Annotated in this window: 15 protein-coding genes and 1 tRNA gene; 8 read left to right on the top strand and 8 right to left on the bottom strand. The window is 61.4% G+C overall.

Translation table 11 applies throughout. The features are described 5' to 3' along the window. The first annotated feature begins 2 nt into the window (after window positions 1-2). The 5 genes from ACSQ2W_RS05280 (at window position 3) to ACSQ2W_RS05260 (ending at window position 4,118) form a co-directional block, all read left to right on the top strand. Window positions 3-632: a nucleoside triphosphate hydrolase gene (locus tag ACSQ2W_RS05280; protein ID WP_436087678.1), complete on the top strand. Its 630-nt coding sequence runs from the start codon at window positions 3-5 to the stop codon at window positions 630-632. Between the two features lie 112 nt (window positions 633-744). Further along, window positions 745-1,803 carry a dihydroorotase gene (pyrC, locus tag ACSQ2W_RS05275; protein WP_436085319.1) on the top strand — a complete coding sequence of 353 codons (1,059 nt, stop codon included), beginning with the start codon at window positions 745-747 and terminating at the stop codon, window positions 1,801-1,803. Between the two features lie 128 nt (window positions 1,804-1,931). Continuing rightward, the gene (locus ACSQ2W_RS05270) at window positions 1,932-2,279 is read left to right on the top strand and encodes a DUF805 domain-containing protein (protein ID WP_436085318.1); all 348 of its coding nucleotides are present in this window, start codon (window positions 1,932-1,934) and stop codon (window positions 2,277-2,279) included. Between the two features lie 140 nt (window positions 2,280-2,419). Continuing rightward, complete coding sequence (locus ACSQ2W_RS05265; protein ID WP_436085317.1) at window positions 2,420-3,118, top strand: orotate phosphoribosyltransferase; 699 nt, start codon at window positions 2,420-2,422, stop codon at window positions 3,116-3,118. A gap of 73 nt (window positions 3,119-3,191) precedes the next feature. Further along, window positions 3,192-4,118 carry a carbohydrate kinase family protein gene (locus ACSQ2W_RS05260; protein WP_436085316.1) on the top strand — a complete coding sequence of 309 codons (927 nt, stop codon included), beginning with the start codon at window positions 3,192-3,194 and terminating at the stop codon, window positions 4,116-4,118. Window positions 4,119-4,338: 220 nt separating this feature from the next. Here the strand turns inward: ACSQ2W_RS05260 and ACSQ2W_RS05255 are convergent, their stop codons facing one another. From ACSQ2W_RS05255 to ACSQ2W_RS05240, 4 genes are all read right to left on the bottom strand, one after another. Continuing rightward, entirely contained in the window at window positions 4,339-5,385 is a 1,047-nt protein-coding gene (locus ACSQ2W_RS05255; RefSeq protein WP_436085315.1) for a glycosyltransferase family 4 protein, read from the bottom strand. Between the two features lie 193 nt (window positions 5,386-5,578). Then, window positions 5,579-5,821 (bottom strand): DUF6894 family protein, encoded by a 243-nt coding sequence (locus tag ACSQ2W_RS05250; RefSeq protein ID WP_436085314.1) that lies wholly within the window; start codon window positions 5,819-5,821, stop codon window positions 5,579-5,581. Window positions 5,822-6,119: 298 nt separating this feature from the next. Beyond that, window positions 6,120-7,760: a glucose-6-phosphate isomerase gene (gene pgi, locus ACSQ2W_RS05245; protein ID WP_436085313.1), complete on the bottom strand. Its 1,641-nt coding sequence runs from the start codon at window positions 7,758-7,760 to the stop codon at window positions 6,120-6,122. A 122-nt stretch (window positions 7,761-7,882) separates the two neighbouring features. Continuing rightward, complete coding sequence (locus ACSQ2W_RS05240) at window positions 7,883-9,583, bottom strand: long-chain fatty acid--CoA ligase (RefSeq protein WP_436085312.1); 1,701 nt, start codon at window positions 9,581-9,583, stop codon at window positions 7,883-7,885. 474 nt (window positions 9,584-10,057) lie between these two features. On the opposite strand from ACSQ2W_RS05240, the gene ACSQ2W_RS05235 reads away from it, so the two are divergent. Together ACSQ2W_RS05235 and ACSQ2W_RS05230 are read left to right on the top strand one after the other, a co-directional pair. Then, window positions 10,058-11,212, top strand: coding sequence for an AI-2E family transporter (locus ACSQ2W_RS05235; protein WP_436085311.1), 1,155 nt, complete (start codon window positions 10,058-10,060; stop codon window positions 11,210-11,212). A 191-nt stretch (window positions 11,213-11,403) separates the two neighbouring features. Continuing rightward, window positions 11,404-12,231 (top strand): bifunctional allantoicase/(S)-ureidoglycine aminohydrolase, encoded by an 828-nt coding sequence (locus ACSQ2W_RS05230; RefSeq protein WP_436085310.1) that lies wholly within the window; start codon window positions 11,404-11,406, stop codon window positions 12,229-12,231. Between the two features lie 38 nt (window positions 12,232-12,269). On the opposite strand, the gene ACSQ2W_RS05225 is transcribed toward ACSQ2W_RS05230, so the two are convergent. Continuing rightward, the gene (locus ACSQ2W_RS05225; protein ID WP_436085309.1) at window positions 12,270-12,458 is read right to left on the bottom strand and encodes a hypothetical protein; all 189 of its coding nucleotides are present in this window, start codon (window positions 12,456-12,458) and stop codon (window positions 12,270-12,272) included. Between the two features lie 200 nt (window positions 12,459-12,658). Further along, complete coding sequence (locus ACSQ2W_RS05220; protein ID WP_436085308.1) at window positions 12,659-12,820, bottom strand: hypothetical protein; 162 nt, start codon at window positions 12,818-12,820, stop codon at window positions 12,659-12,661. Between the two features lie 350 nt (window positions 12,821-13,170). Here ACSQ2W_RS05220 and ACSQ2W_RS05215 point away from each other — a divergent pair, with 350 nt between their 5' ends. Beyond that, window positions 13,171-13,704, top strand: a complete 534-nt coding sequence (locus tag ACSQ2W_RS05215) for a group I truncated hemoglobin (protein ID WP_436085307.1) — start codon at window positions 13,171-13,173, stop codon at window positions 13,702-13,704. A 134-nt stretch (window positions 13,705-13,838) separates the two neighbouring features. Here ACSQ2W_RS05215 and ACSQ2W_RS05210 read toward each other — a convergent pair. Further along, window positions 13,839-13,914 (bottom strand) — tRNA-Thr (locus ACSQ2W_RS05210). Window positions 13,915-14,036: 122 nt separating this feature from the next. Next, the gene (locus ACSQ2W_RS05205) at window positions 14,037-14,996 is read right to left on the bottom strand and encodes an NAD(P)H-dependent flavin oxidoreductase (protein ID WP_436085306.1); all 960 of its coding nucleotides are present in this window, start codon (window positions 14,994-14,996) and stop codon (window positions 14,037-14,039) included. Window positions 14,997-15,147 lie beyond the last annotated feature (151 nt).

Genomic DNA, 15,147 nt, shown 5'->3' with positions numbered 1-15,147 from the left:
CCATGACGCTTGCGGCCATCGCCGACGCCGTCATTGAGAAAGCCGGGAAGCTGCCACGCTTCATCGTCGCCATTGCCGGCCCCCCCGGGGCCGGCAAGTCCACGCTTGCCGATGCCCTCCAGGAAGAGCTGACGCGGCGCGGCGAAAAAACCGCCGTCCTGCCGATGGACGGGTTTCACATGGACAATGGAATTCTGGAGGAACGCGGCCTGCTGAAACGCAAGGGCGCGCCGGAAACCTTCGACGTCCGCGCCTTTATCGATATTGTCGCCGCGGTGCGGAAGGCGGACGAGGAGGTTCTCGTGCCGGTGTTCGACCGCGCCCGCGAGATCGCCATTGCCTCGGCCCGGGTGATCGCGCCGGAGACGCGCATCATCCTGGCGGAAGGCAACTATCTACTGCTCGACGAGGCTCCCTGGTCGCGGCTTGCCGGCATGTTCGATCTGACGATCTTCGTCGGTCCGTCCTATCAGGTCCTGGAAGAACGCCTGCGGCAGCGCTGGATCCACTACGGCCTCGATACCGCCGGCATCGAATGGAAGCTCTACGGCAACGATCTGCCGAACGGAAAGCGGATCATCGACAATTCCCGGCCAGCCGACATCGCCATCGAGATTTTCGAAACGGCCTGAGGCCTGCAGTCGATCGATCATTGTTTTCCCGCGTATAATGATGCTATCCGAACCTTCGGTCAGCGCATGCCCTGGAACCATGCGCCAGTTGATTGCGCCTGGAGATCCCGTCATGAGCACGCACGCCGTAACCGAACTCACGATCCGCCGCCCCGACGACTGGCACCTGCATCTGCGCGACGGCGGCATGCTGAAGGGCGTGATCGGCGATACCAGCCGCAATTTCGCCCGCGCCATCATCATGCCCAATCTCGTGCCGCCGGTCGTCACCACCGCTGACGCAACGGCCTACCGCGAGCGCATCATGGCTGCGCTGCCGAAAGGCGACCGCTTCGAGCCGCTGATGACGCTGTATCTCACCGAAGGCACCAACCCGGACGATGTCGAAGCCGGTCACCGGAGCGGGCTGATCAAGGCGGTCAAGCTTTATCCTGCCGGCGCGACGACAAATTCCCAAAGCGGTGTGCGCAATTTTCAAAATGCCATGCCGGTGCTGGAGCGCATGGCGAAGATCGGCCTGCCGCTCTGCGTCCATGGCGAGGTAACGGCGTCGGAGGTCGATATCTTCGACCGCGAAGCCGTGTTCATCGACACCGTGCTCGATCCGCTGCGCGCCCGCCTTCCGGAGCTGAAGGTGACGATGGAACACGTCACCACCAAGGATGGCATCGACTATATCAGGTCGTCGAAAACCAATCTCGCCGGTTCGATCACCACCCATCACCTGATCATCAACCGCAACGCCATTCTCGTCGGCGGTATCCGCCCGCATTATTACTGCCTGCCGGTTGCCAAGCGCGAAGTGCATCGCCTCGCCCTGCGCGCCGCAGCGACGTCCGGCGACGCCCGCTTCTTCCTCGGCACCGATTCCGCCCCGCATGTCGACCCCTTGAAGGAATGCGCCTGCGGCTGCGCCGGCATCTATACCTCGATCAACACGATGAGCTGCCTTGCCCATGTGTTCGAGCAGGAAAATGCTCTGGACAAGTTGGAAGCCTTCGCTTCGCTGAGCGGCCCGGCCTGGTACGGCCTGCCCGTCAACGAGGAATCCATCACGCTGCGCAAGCAGGCGGACCCGGTAGCGTTTCCGGAGAAGATCGAGACGGAGGCGGGCACCGTCACCGTCTTCGATCCGATGTTCCCGCTGCACTGGACCGTCGCGGAACGCTGAATTCTCGCGAGAAAAAAGCGCTTCTTTCAATCGGAGTTTGTGAATATTCTCTTTCTGACGTCCGGGCCTCCGGGAATGCGCGCACGAAATAGCGCGTCCGGTTCCGGCTAACCGTCAGGGGGGGAGTCATGAATTTCAACCAGGCCGTTATAACCGCATTTTCCAAATACGCCGTCTTTACGGGCCGGGCGAGCCGCCCGGAATTCTGGTGGTTCGCCCTTTTCAATACCATGGTTGCGATAGCTGCGACGACTGTCGATAACAGCATCGGCATCGAGCTTTTCAGCATTGTGGCGGGACTGGCTCTGCTGCTGCCCGGCCTTGGCGTCGCCGTTCGCCGCCTGCACGATACCGACAGGACCGGCTGGTGGGTGCTGATCGGTCTCACGATCGTTGGCCTTGTCGTGCTGATCATTTTCTACGCGACGCCCGGCACACCCGGCGACAACGAGTATGGTCCAGCACCGGCCGCCTGATTGAAAACGGCGAACCGTTCGATTGGCGCAAGATCGTGGCGAACACTGCGGCCAGCGGTTCCAGGCGTTCCGCCTCTGGCTTTCGCGGGCCTGAACTGCTATGCGCGGGATACAAAAATCCAAGGTGCAGGAGACCGCCGATGATCCAGACATCCTTTCCCGACAAGGTCGTGATGGCCGAGCTGGTCGCCAAGATGCTCTGGGAAATCAAGGCGGTGCATTTTCGTGCCGACGAGCCTTACAAGCTTGCCTCTGGGATGGCGAGCCCGGTCTATATCGATTGCCGCAAGCTGATCTCTTATCCGCGCATCCGCTCGACGGTGATGGATTTTGCCGCTGCGACCGTGTTGCGCGAAGCCGGTTTCGAGCAGTTCGACGTTATCGCTGGCGGCGAGACGGCGGGCATTCCCTTTGCAGCGATGCTCGCAGAACGGCTGGCGCTGCCGATGATCTATGTTCGCAAGGCGCCGAAGGGTCATGGCCGCAACGCCCAGATCGAAGGGCATATGCCCGACGGCGCGCGCGTGCTCGTCATCGAGGATCTGACGACGGCCGGCGGTTCGATGTTCACGTTCATCGACGCCATACGCGCCGCCGGCGGCGTGGTCGATCACGGTATCGCTCTGTTCTACTATGATATCTTCCCGAAGGCCCGCGCCGAGATGCAGGAAAAGGGCGTGACGCTGCACAATATCGCCACCTGGCGCGACGTTCTTGCGGTCGCCAAGGCGCGGAAACTGTTCGATGAAAAGACCCTGTCGGAAGTCGAATCCTTCCTCAACGCGCCACTCGAATGGTCCGGGCGCAATGGCGGCGTCAGCGCGCTTGCAACCGCCTGAAAACGGGACTGGCCTTTTCAGCCATCTTGGTCTAATCGATTGAAATGTAATTTTGGACGGGAGGGAGATCGCCATGATCGTTTGCTGTGGAGAAGCCTTGATCGACATGCTGCCGCGTCAGACGACGGCAGGCGAGATGGCTTTTGCGCCCTATTCGGGCGGCGCGATCTTCAATACGGCAATCGCGCTCGGCCGCCTCGGCATCCAGACCGGCTTCTTCACCGGCCTTTCCGACGACATGTTCGGCGACATGCTGCGCGAGACGCTGGCATCCAGCAACGTCGATTTCGGCCCCTGCGCGACGCTGCCGCTGCACACCACTCTCGCCTTCGTGAAATTGGTCAACGGCTCGGCGACCTACGCCTTCTTCGACGAGAACACCGCAGGCCGGATGATCACCAAGGATCACCTGCCGGCACTCGGCGATTTCTGCGAAGCGCTGCATTTTGGCGCGATCAGCCTGATCCCCGAACCGTGCGGCTCGACTTACGAAGCGCTGATGGCCCGCGAGCACGAGAAGCGGGTGATTTCCTTTGATCCCAATATCCGCCCCGGCTTCATCAAGGACGCGGAAGCCCACAAGGCCCGCATGTTCCGCATGGCGGCGATGTCCGACGTCGTCAAGTTCTCCGACGAGGATCTCGACTGGTTCGGTGAGGAGGGCACCCACGAGGAACTTGTGGCCAAGTGGCTGCAGCGTGGCCCAAAGCTCGTCGTCATCACCAAGGGCGCCGAGGGCGCGGACGGCTACACGGCTCGGGGCAAGGTTTCGGTGCCCGGTGAAAAAGTCACCGTCGTCGATACGGTCGGCGCCGGTGACACCTTCGACGCCGGGATTCTCGCCTCGCTGAAGATGAACAACCTCCTGACCAAGGAACAGGTCGCAACCTTGAGCGAGAGCGCCGTGCGCGATGCGCTGGCCTTGGGTGCCAAGGCCGCCGCCGTAACCGTGTCGCGCGCCGGTGCAAACCCGCCCTGGAGCTACGAAATCGGCCTGTAATTTACCTCCCTCCTGAGGGAGGAGGTCGCCGCGAAGCGGCGGGTGAGCCTCAACGCAATTGTCACCGAGACACGTGCAGGTCACACCACCCCGGCTGCGTGCCGACCCTCCCCACGAGGAGGGTGAACGAGCGCTCCCCGGCTATCGGTTACGATAACGCGACAGCGGGCCGAGTGGCGGCATTGCGGCGCAGCGCAAGAAACTGACGACACCGGCAGACCTACGATAGCGATCGCAACCGCCGGCCACGGCCGGCAAACGCACTCCGGGGAACGCCGGCCAGATTCGAGAGAAACTGCCGCGCACATTCGCTCCAGCTGAATGTTAGCGCCTTTTGCCGGGCATCCTCCCGCGACAACACGAGTGCATCAAGGGCTGCTTGCCGCAGATCGCTGGACAGAACGCCGCCGCCCTCCCCCAGAATGTCGTTCGGCGCGGTGACCGGAAAGGCGGCCACGGGACAGCCGCTCGCCAGCGCCTCCAGAATGACGTTGCCGAAGGTATCGACGCGGCTCGGGAAGACCAAGACATCTGCCGATGCGTAGATCGTCGCGAGCTCCGTTCCCATGCGTCGCCCCAGGAAATGCACCTGCGGATACTTCTGCTGCAGCAGGGCGAGATCGGGGCCGTCGCCGATGACGATCTTGCTGCCGGGCAGGTCCAGTTCGAGGAAGGCCGGAAGGTTCTTTTCCACGGCCACGCGCCCGACGTTGAGAAATATCGGGCGGGGGAACGGCAGGTTCCGGCGGCGCGCCGGATCAAAGAGAACTGTGTCGACGCCGCGCGTCCACCGCTTGATGTTGTGAAAGCCGCGCGCCGCCATTTCGGTGCCGAGCGATGCGGTCGCCACCATCATGCCGTTGCCGGAATTGTGGAACTGGCGCAGCCACCGGTAGCTCCAACTCTCCGGAATGGGCAGTCGCGCGCTGACGAACTCCGGAAAGCGCGTGTGGTAGCTCGTCGTGAATGGCAGCCCCCTGCGCAGGCAGATGCCGCGCGCCACGAGACCGAGCGGCCCTTCCGTCGCGATATGGATATAGTCTGGCGCCAGTGCATCGATCTCCTCGGCCACCTGCCGCCGGGTCGGAAGCGCAAGCCGGATATCGGAGTAAAATGGCAGTGGAAAGGTCGTGAACCGCTCCGGCGTCAGGAAATCAATGGCGATCCCCCGTTCCTTCACCGACCGGGCAAGTTCATCGAGGGTGCGGACAACACCGTTGACCTGCGGATGCCAGGCATCGGTGACCACAAGGACGGTCTTTTCCATAATGCGCCTCTGGACGCGGCTCCGCGCTGGCGGAGCACCTGCTGATGTCGAATCGTCTGGCGGCTGCCATCAAGGCTTTTTGATCATGATTCGATGACAAGCAGATGATTGGCTCTCGTCGGGACGAACGCCTTTCGCTCCTCGGGTGCTGGTGAGGCACCCACTGAACAGCGACGGTGAAATTTAACGAACCTCAACGGCCGATCAACGCCACCTGCTCGCAACCGCGGCCGGCAGAGGCGGCAATGATCGCCAGCATGCAGCCGTCGGGAGACCGTACATGCACTTTCAATGACTTGTAATCGGCGTCGCGGCCGATCTTGTCGGCGATCCTCTGTCCGTAATAGACGGCGGACCCTTCGTCGAAATGGTCCACGCCGTCTTCATCGACGACCTGTTCGTCGCCGAAGTGCAAGTCGAAAAAGTAGTGCTGCACGATGCTCCCCCAAAGCCCTGCGCCACCGGAGATTTCTCCGGTTTGTTCTGCGATAGGGAGGATAGGGCATTGTGTTGGAATATAGGCTGAATTGGGCGTTCACCATGTATTCAGCTTACGGCGTGCGGTTGATGCGAAGAGGGGCTGCGATGAGATGCCGGAGCTGGGCACCCTCCACCTCCCCCTTGGGGGGAGGCCGACGCAAAGCGGCGGGTGGGGGTGACAGTCAGTATCGCACGAAATCACCCCACCCCGGCACTGCGTGCCGACCATCCCCCCTCAAGGGGAGGGTGAGGATTTACTTCGCCGCCTTCAGCAGCGCCGCAACGAGGCCAGCCGTGGAACTGTCATGTGCCTCGGCGCTCTCCTTGCCCTCGACCACGGGCAGCAGCCCCGTCGCCAGTTCCTTGCCCAATTCCACGCCCCACTGGTCGAAGGAGTTGATGTTGAACAGCGCGCCCTCGACAAAGACACGATGTTCGTAGATTGCGATCAGGCGGCCGAAGGTGAAGGGGGTCATCTGATCGTAGACGAAGGTCAGTGACGGGCGGTTGCCGGTGAAGACCCGGTGCGGGGCAATGCGCTCGATGAACGCGGCATCCTGCCCCTTGGCGGCCATTTGCGCCGTGGCTTCCGCGAGCGTCCGGCCTTTCATCAGCGCTTCCGACTGCGCCAGGCAGTTGGCGATCAGGAGCTGGTGCTGGTGCCGCAGGTGCGGTTCGTGGCCGTTGGCGGCAATCATGAATTCCGCCGGGATGACGCTCGTGCCCTGGTGGATCAGCTGGTAGAAGGCGTGCTGGCCGTTGGTGCCGGGTTCACCCCAGACGACCGGGCCGGAATTGCCTTCGACCGGCGTGCCGTCGAGCGTCACGCCCTTGCCGTTCGATTCCATGTCGAGCTGCTGCAGATAGGCCGGGAAGCGCGACAGGCGCTGGTCGTAGGGCAGGATGGCGCGGGTCGGATAGCCGAGCACATTGCGATGGTAGAAGCCGAGAAGACCGAGCAGCATCGGGATGTTTTCGCGCAGGGGCGCCGAGCGGAAATGGTTGTCGATCGAATGGGCGCCGGCGAGGAATTCGCCAAAATTCTCCTTGCCGATCGCGATCATCAGCGGCAGACCGATTGCCGACCAGACCGAATAGCGTCCGCCGACCCAGTCCCAGAAGCCGAAGATCCGATCGCTGTCGATACCAAAGGCGGCGACCTTGTCGAGCGCGGTAGAGACCGCGCAGAAATGTTTGCCGACCGCCTTCTCGCCGAGCTTTTCAGCGATGAAGGCACGGGCCGTCGCCGCATTGGTCATCGTCTCGATGGTGGTGAAGGTCTTCGAGGCGACGATGAAGAGCGAGGTCTCCGCGTCGAGCAGCTTCAGCGTATCGGCGATGTGGGCGCCGTCAACGTTGGAGACGAAATGCAGCCGCGGGCCGTCGTGATCGGGCGCCAGCGCCAGCGTCGCCATCACCGGCCCGAGATCGGAACCGCCGATGCCGATATTGACGACATCGGTGATCTTCTTATCCGTCGCCCCTTTCAGCGCGCCGGATCGGATACCGTCCGAAAAGGCGCCCATGGCATCGAGCACGGCGTTGACATCGGGCATCACGTCGCGGCCGTCGACCATGACCGGCGTGTTCGAGCGGTTGCGCAGTGCCGTATGCAGGACGGCGCGGCCCTCGGTGATGTTGATCGTCTCGCCGGCAAACATCGCATCGCGCTTTTCCGCGACCTCGGCTGCCTTGGCTAGCGTTTCGAGGCCATCGAGCACCTTCTCGTTGACGGCGCATTTCGAATAGTCGAACAGCATGTCGTCGAGTGTGACGCTGTATTTGCCGAAACGCTTGGGATCGCTGGCGAAAGCAGCCCGGATATCGGTTGCCTTGGTGTCGGTGACGGTGGATTTCAGCTGGCTGACAAGCGCGGTGGTGGCGGGCGCGTTCATGGCGAGGGCTCCTTGCGTCGCGGGTAGGTCGCGATAGCTAGTCGCTTTGGCCCCCGCAAATCAAGCCTGTCCTGTCGCAAACGGTAAAAAAGCCCGCGCTTTTTAAATGGATTTAAATGCCCTCAGCCGCGCAGGTCCTTGCGAAGGATCTTGCCCACATTCGACTTCGGTAGTTCGGTTCGGAACTCCACGAATTTCGGCCGCTTGTAGTTGGTGAGGTTGGCCGCGCAATGCGCCTTGACGGCTGATTCAGTGAGATCGGGATCCTTCTTGACGACGAAAAGCTTCACGGCTTCGCCGGAATGTTGATCGGGCACGCCGATGGCTGCGCATTCGAGAATCCCGGCAAGGGTCATTGCCACTTCCTCGATCTCGTTGGGGAAGACGTTGAAGCCGGAGACGAGGATCATGTCCTTCTTGCGGTCGACGATCTTGACCAGGCCTTGCGCATTCATGAAGCCGATATCGCCGGAACGGAAGAAGCCGTCCGGCGAGATGGCCTTGGCGGTTTCCTCCGGCCGCTGCCAGTAGCCGGCCATGACCTGAGGCCCGCGGATGCAGATTTCGCCGATATCGCCGAGCGGCAGCGTATCGCCGGCCTCGTCGCGGATTTCGACCTCGGTCGAGGGTAGAGGCAGGCCGATCGTGCTGGTGAACTCGGCCTGGTCCAGCCGGTTGGCCGTGGCGACGGGCGATGTTTCCGAGAGGCCGTAGCCTTCCTTGATCGGGCAGCCGGTCATCGTCTCCCAGCGCTCGGCCACCGGCCGCTGCACCGCCATGCCGCCGCCGAAGGTCAGCGCCAGATCGGAAAAATCCAGCTTCTGGAATTCGGCATTGTTCATCAGCGCGTTAAACATCGTATTCAGCCCCGGAAAGATATTCACCTTGTACTTCGCCAGTTCCTTGACGAAGGCCGGAATGTCGCGCGGATTGGGGATCAGGATATTCTGCCCGCCGGTGCTCAAGCCCATCAGTGAATTCACCGTCAGCGCGAAGATATGGTAAAGCGGCAGCGCGCAGAGAAACACGAGATGATCCGGCCGCTTCTTGTTCAGGAAGGCCGTTTCCAGCCAGAGGCCCATCTGGGCCATGTTCGAAAGAAGATTCCAATGGGTGAGCGTCGCGCCCTTGGAGACGCCAGTGGTGCCGCCGGTATATTGCAGGAAGGCGACATCGCCCGGCTTTACGTCGATCTTCTGCAGCGTCGAGCCCGCTCCCTTGGACAACGCAGCCTTGAAGGACAGGTGCCCGGGCAGCGACCAGGCAGGCACGAGATTCTTTACCTTGCGCACGACGATGTTGACGATCAGGCCCTTGAGCCCCAGAAGGTCGCCCATGGTGGCGACGACGATGTGCTTGAGGTCGGTGCGTGCCGCCACCTGCTCGACGGTATGGGCAAAGTTTTCCAATACGAAGATCGCCTTGGCGCCGGAATCCTGCAACTGATGCTCGAGTTCGCGCGGCGTATAAAGCGGGTTGACGTTCACGACGGCATAGCCCGCACGTAGAATGCCGTAAACGGTCGCCGGGTTCTGCAGGATGTTCGGCATCATCACCGCGACACGGTCGCCCTTGGCAAGACCGGTGGATTGCAGCCAGGCGCCGATTTTCCTGCTCTCGGCGTCGAGTTCGGCGAAGGTCAGCGTCTTGCCCATGCAGGTGAAGGCAGGACGCGTGGCGTATTTCACGCAAGCGTCCGCAAACAGCTCGCCAATGGAGTTGTAGGGCGAAGGAGAGATTTCCGCGGGCATACCCGGCGGATAGGACTGCAACCAGGGCTTGGCGTCCTGGGGTCCGGGCGTCTGAATCAATGTGTCCGGCATGGTCTCTCTCCCTGATGCAACCGCCGCGCCGCAAGACGGCTGCGCAGCGTCTCTCCCTTTTCCACGCATGGCCTGCCGAAATGTCCCCGGCATCCGTTGCGCATGAGCGAACAATCCCTCCAGATCGTCCTCCCTGATCAGGATGAGGCTTTTGTGTCGCCCCATCAAGCACATTCCGGATTATATGACCTTCACGTAAACGTCAATATATCGCCCGGTCGTTTGGTGGTGCCTGGCCAGATTTCACGCCGAGGCTTCCATTTTAACAACCGGCATCGGTGTCCTCCTGTCGCCGGTCTTACTTGACCAATTTCGCTCTCGTTCTTCGGCGGAAATTCGATTGTCATCCGCTTGTGTTGACCATGCAGTCATACTTACCTATGCCACATGTTTCCGGGCTGCCGCAGACAAACGGAAACATGTGGCAAGCCGTGAGTTTTGCTGTCATCTTGACAGGATGTGGAGGAATGCCTTTTGCAGCTGAGCAATCGTGAACGGGACGAGGCACCGTCGGAGCCGCGTCTTTTCGGTCGTCCGGCCTATGAACGCTCGGCGCTTGTCGGGCCGATTTCGGCCGCGCGCTGGCTGCTGGTCTTCGTGCTGCTCGCCGGCGTCTATTTCTTCCATGGCTTCCTGGTGCCGGTGCTCGCAGCGCTTGTCATTGGTTTTGCCACCTGGCCGATCTATCGCCGCCTGCTTGCTGCCATCGGCGGCAACCGGACGCTCGGAGCGACCATTGCGATCCTTGCGGTGATTTCCTTTATCGTCGCACCGATTTCGCTGGCAGCTGTCTTTGCGGTCGACGAAGTCCGTGAGTGGGTGGCCTGGACCATCGAGACCAATAAATTCGGCGCCCCTGTGCCGGTCTGGCTGACGCAGATCCCCGGGCTCGGCGTTTGGCTTGGAACCCAATGGGCGAAATATGTCGGCCATCCCGGCGCGGTCGGTGAATTGGTTCAGCTCGTCAGCGGCTCCAACATCGGCAACATCTACCGTGGCGTTCTCGTCGTTGGCGCTTCCGCGTTCCAGTCGTTCCTGACGCTGCTTTTCATGCTCATCACGCTGTTTTTCGTCTATCGCGACGGCGAGAAACTGGTTGCCCAGCTTGACCGTCTCGGAGAACGTATTCTGCCGATGCGCTGGGAGCGCGTGTCGCGCATCGTGCCGCTGACCATCAGTTCGACCGTGACCGGCATGGGCGTTATCGCCATCGGCGAAGGCATCGTGCTTGGCGTCGCCTATTGGCTGGCAGGGGTTCCCTCTCCGGTGACCCTTGGCATCATCACCGGCATCATGGCGCTCATCCCCGGCGGCGCGCCGCTCTGTTTCACCCTAGTGTCGGTTTATCTTTTCGCCAGTGGCTCGCCATTTGCCGCCGGCGCCCTGTTCGCCTGGGGAACCATCGAGTTGTTCATTGTCGACAAGACCCTGCGCCCGCGGCTTGTTGGCGGACCGATCAGCCTCCCCTTCCTGCCGACCTTCTTCGGCCTCGTCGGTGGCGTCAAGACCATGGGTTTCCTCGGCCTCTTCGTCGGGCCGGTGCTGATGGCGCTTTTGGTGGCGATCTGGCGGGAATGGTTGCGCGAAGTGACGAACCAGCCGCCACCACCAGGCGCGATCGTCAAATAAGCTGCGCTACTGACCGCTAACACTGCAGACACATCAAGTTGGTGCTGACTTCTTCCTTTTGGCGAAACTGAATCCGCAGACGAGGGGGAATTGCCGCGTGATCTCGGCGCGCCGTTGCGCTAATGATGCGTGCGCCTTGCCGCGGCTTGCCGCCCGCCCAGGCCAATCCATTCGAGAGTTCAGGAAATCCAATGAACCGTACTTACTACGCCCCTACCGGCGGCGCTCCGGCGCAGACGCAACTGCTCACCGATCGCGCCGTCTTCACCGAGGCTTATGCCATCATCCCCAAGGGCGTGATGATGGATATCGTCACTAGCTATCTGCCGTTCTGGGAGGACACACGCCTGTGGGTCCTGTCGCGGCCGCTGTCCGGTTTCGCCGAGACCTTCTCGCAATACATCATGGAAGTGGCGCCGGGAGGCGGCAGCGACCGGCCGGAGCCGGATGCGGACGCCGAGGGCGTTCTGTTCATCGTCGAGGGTGAACTGACCGTGACGCTGGACGCCAAGGTCCATCAGATGTCACCCGGCGGGTACGCTTTCATTCCGCCGGCAAGCAACTGGTCCGTACGCAACACCAGCAACAAACCGGTGCGGTTCCACTGGATACGCAAGATCTATGAGTTGGTCGACGGTCTCGATGTGCCGCCGGCGCTTTTCCTCAACGAAGCCGACATCGCGCCGGCCCCGATGCCGGGCACCGATGGGAAATGGGCGACAACGCGCTTCGTCGATACCGCCGACCTGCGCCACGACATGCATGTGACGATCGTCACCTTCGAACCGGGGGCGATCATCCCCTTTGCCGAAACCCATGTCATGGAGCATGGCCTCTATGTGCTGGAAGGCAAGGCGGTTTACCGGCTCAATCAGGATTGGGTCGAGGTCGAGGCTGGCGACTACATGTGGCTGCGCGCCTTCTGTCCGCAGGCCTGCTACGCGGGCGGCCCAGGCAAGTTCCGTTACCTGCTCTACAAGGACGTCAACCGCCACATGAAGCTGAAGCCGCGCGCCTGAGCGCTCGCCGCCGCGCAGCATTCACCTGCCGGAGTGCCTCAGGCAAGGCCGGCAGGGATCGGCGAGATGGCGCGGTCGCTGCCATAATCCCGCTGATGTGCGACATGGCCGCGAAGGCGGCGCGGGGCGGCGTTGATCTCGACGACCGGCAGCTCGAAAACGCCGTCGGCATAGGTGCCGGTGTCTGCCGTATCGTCGCACTTGCGCTGGAGCAGATTGAAGATCATCTAAGGTCCTCCCGGTTTTCGCATCAACGGACGATCCGCTGAAGTCCTACGCTGCTAACCGGAAAATAGTTAAAAAATTAACCATGTTTGCGGGAGAAAATCAGTAGCGCAGTTACCCGCATGACGGGAGACGATCATACGGGGTAGATATGACATCCTTGCGTCGGAGGTGTGTCATACCGCCGGTTGATTGTGGCAGATCAGTGCAGCGGCCGGGAAACCAGTTCGTCGTTCAGAATTCTGAAGGCTTCATCGAGCGCATCGACAAGGATGTCGGTCAGCCTGTCGGCATTGTCTTCCTGCAGGAACAGCGCGATTGCTGCATCTTGCGGGTGGGGCGGATGTTCGATCGTGTTCGACATGTCATCGTCCTTCGCTGCCCGGCGTCATGCCGGTGGTGGGACAAGGTAGGACGCGTTGCTTGCGCCGGGCTTGAACTACGGGTTTTCATCTGGTGTCAAAGGCAGTGCTGCTCATGCCATGAACACCGCAGAAGTTACGGTACATGGACACTGACCGGAACCTGCGTCATCCCTCGTTCGAGGGGGCCCGAGTTCGGTGCAGTGACGATGCGGTAATGAAGAAGATCGATCTCGATCGCCAACCGTCTGTCATGTTATGATGCATGGCTAAATTAGATAAAGCTAATTAACCACGCTATCACCCGGCCCGGGCATAGGACCAAGCCGTGGACGCAACCGAGGAGGTGACCATGACACAGGCTGTTTCGACTTCCATCACAAGACGAAGCGTGGTCGCAGGTCTAACGCTGACCGCCGCTTCCGTGGCTGTTTTGGCAGGGACGGATAACTTGCGGGCCAACCAATCCATGCCTGAGAAAAGTCTATACGAGCGTCTGGGCGGCGTCTTCGCCATTGCTGCGGTGGTGGATCACTTCAGCGACGCCGTCGTGAAAAACCCCGTCGTCGGCCAGCAGTCCAAGAACCCGCAGTTGCGGGAATGGCACACCAAGAACCTGGAAAGGTTGCCCGGACTGAAGTTCATGCGGACGCTGTGGGTCTGCGACGTTTCGGGTGGGCCCTTCCAGTTCCAGGCCACAAAGCCCGGCACGACGCCGCTCGGTCTTGAGGAGGCCCACCGAGATCTCCGGATCTCCTCCGAAGAATTCGATGAGGTTGCAGCGGAACTCGGACGGACCCTGGACTTCTTAAAGGTCCCGAAACGCGAGAAAGATGAAGTCCTGGCAGCCTTCGCCGCCCACAAAGACGAGGTGACCGCTGGCTAGATCGCGACCGCTAGGCGCGGCTCAAGCAGCAAGTGTGGCTTCCCGCATAAATGCCGATCGGTGGACCTCACAGGGTAACCCGGAGAACATCAATGCCTTGCAATAGTTAAGAAATAAGGCTTGTCGATGTGAACTGGTGCCGCTTGCAGGACTCGAACCTGCGACCCCATCATTACGAATGATGTGCTCTACCACCTGAGCTAAAGCGGCCCGCAAACGTTCCGCGATGCAGCGGAGCGATGTGTGAGGGGGCTGATACCTGCAAACCGATGGGATTTCAAGCCATCAGTTTGCAGAACCGGAAAAAACCTCGGGACGACGGAAAGGCGCTGTTAGAGCGCCAGTCTCTGGCGCGCTTCGTCATATTCGCGCGCAAGCCGATTAACCAAGGAAGAGACGGGCACGATCTCGGTGACGGCGCCAATGCCCTGGCCGCAGCCCCAGATATCCTTCCAGGCCTTGGCGCCTGTCGTTGCGGTCGCGAAGTCCATCTTCGACGGATCGGCCTGCGGCAGCTGCTCCGGATCCATGCCGGCCGCGACGATCGAGGCTTTCAGGTAGTTGCCGTGGATGCCGGTGAAATAGTTGGAATAGACGATATCGCCGGCACTGCTGTCGATGATCATCTGTTTGTAAGCGTCGCTGGCGCGCGCTTCGGTGGTGGCGATGAAGGCCGAGCCGATATAGGCCATGTCGGCGCCCATTGCCTGTGCGGCAAGCACGGCACCCCCGGTCGAAATGGCGCCCGAGAGCAGAAGCGGCCCGTCGAACCAGGTGCGGATTTCCTGGACGAGGGCAAACGGAGAGAGCGTTCCGGCATGGCCGCCGGCGCCGGCGGCAACCGCGATCAGACCGTCGGCCCCCTTGCGGATGGCGGAGTTGGCGTGGCGATTGTTGATGACGTCATGCAGCACGATGCCGCCATAGGAATGGATCGCCGCATTGACCTCGGGAACGGCGCCGAGCGAAGAAATGACGATCGGGACCTTGTATTTGACGCAGAGCATCAGGTCGTGCTCGAGCCGCGTGTTGGACTTGTGGACGATCTGATTGACGGCGAACGGCGCGGCCGGCCTGCCGGGGTTGCGGGCGTTGTGGGCAGCGAGTTCTTCCGTGATCTCGGCCAGCCATTCATCCAGCTGCGCCTCCGGCCGCGCGTTCAGCGCCGGAAACGAGCCGACGACGCCCGCCTTGCACTGCGCGATCGTCAGTGCGGGATGCGAGATGATGAACAACGGAGCGGCGACGACCGGCAGCCGCGTGGTGCCGTTAAGAATGGCTGGCAAGGACAAGAATTCGCTCCCGTATCAATTTTGACGTTTCCGTAAACGTAAGAATGTTATCAGCGCGGATGGATTTTGCAAAGGGTGCTTGAACCGCGTTGGTGCGGCAAGCCGGGTAAAATCCTCCGGGTTTTCCCCGGCGCCGGCCGTCAGTTTGGCG

It is taken from the genome of Pararhizobium sp. LjRoot255 (genome assembly GCF_964252905.1).
Taxonomy (GTDB): domain Bacteria; phylum Pseudomonadota; class Alphaproteobacteria; order Rhizobiales; family Rhizobiaceae; genus Pararhizobium.
Note: the sequence above shows the minus strand (reverse complement) of the source record. Positions and strands in the feature narration are given on the sequence as shown.

Bases quoted from the DNA above. Each gene is read 5' to 3' on its own strand.
- ACSQ2W_RS05280 (WP_436087678.1), top strand. From the start codon at position 3: ATGACGCTTGCGGCCATCGCCGACGCCGTCATTGAGAAAGCCGGGAAG.
- ACSQ2W_RS05215 (WP_436085307.1), top strand. From the start codon at position 13,171: ATGACACAGGCTGTTTCGACTTCCATCACAAGACGAAGCGTGGTCGCA.
- ACSQ2W_RS05270 (WP_436085318.1), top strand. From the start codon at position 1,932: ATGAATTTCAACCAGGCCGTTATAACCGCATTTTCCAAATACGCCGTC.
- pgi (WP_436085313.1), bottom strand. From the start codon at position 7,760: ATGAACGCGCCCGCCACCACCGCGCTTGTCAGCCAGCTGAAATCCACC.
- ACSQ2W_RS05230 (WP_436085310.1), top strand. From the start codon at position 11,404: ATGAACCGTACTTACTACGCCCCTACCGGCGGCGCTCCGGCGCAGACG.
- ACSQ2W_RS05265 (WP_436085317.1), top strand. From the start codon at position 2,420: ATGATCCAGACATCCTTTCCCGACAAGGTCGTGATGGCCGAGCTGGTC.
- ACSQ2W_RS05255 (WP_436085315.1), bottom strand. From the start codon at position 5,385: ATGGAAAAGACCGTCCTTGTGGTCACCGATGCCTGGCATCCGCAGGTC.
- ACSQ2W_RS05220 (WP_436085308.1), bottom strand. From the start codon at position 12,820: ATGTCGAACACGATCGAACATCCGCCCCACCCGCAAGATGCAGCAATC.
- ACSQ2W_RS05260 (WP_436085316.1), top strand. From the start codon at position 3,192: ATGATCGTTTGCTGTGGAGAAGCCTTGATCGACATGCTGCCGCGTCAG.
- pyrC (WP_436085319.1), top strand. From the start codon at position 745: ATGAGCACGCACGCCGTAACCGAACTCACGATCCGCCGCCCCGACGAC.
- ACSQ2W_RS05240 (WP_436085312.1), bottom strand. From the start codon at position 9,583: ATGCCGGACACATTGATTCAGACGCCCGGACCCCAGGACGCCAAGCCC.
- ACSQ2W_RS05225 (WP_436085309.1), bottom strand. From the start codon at position 12,458: ATGATCTTCAATCTGCTCCAGCGCAAGTGCGACGATACGGCAGACACC.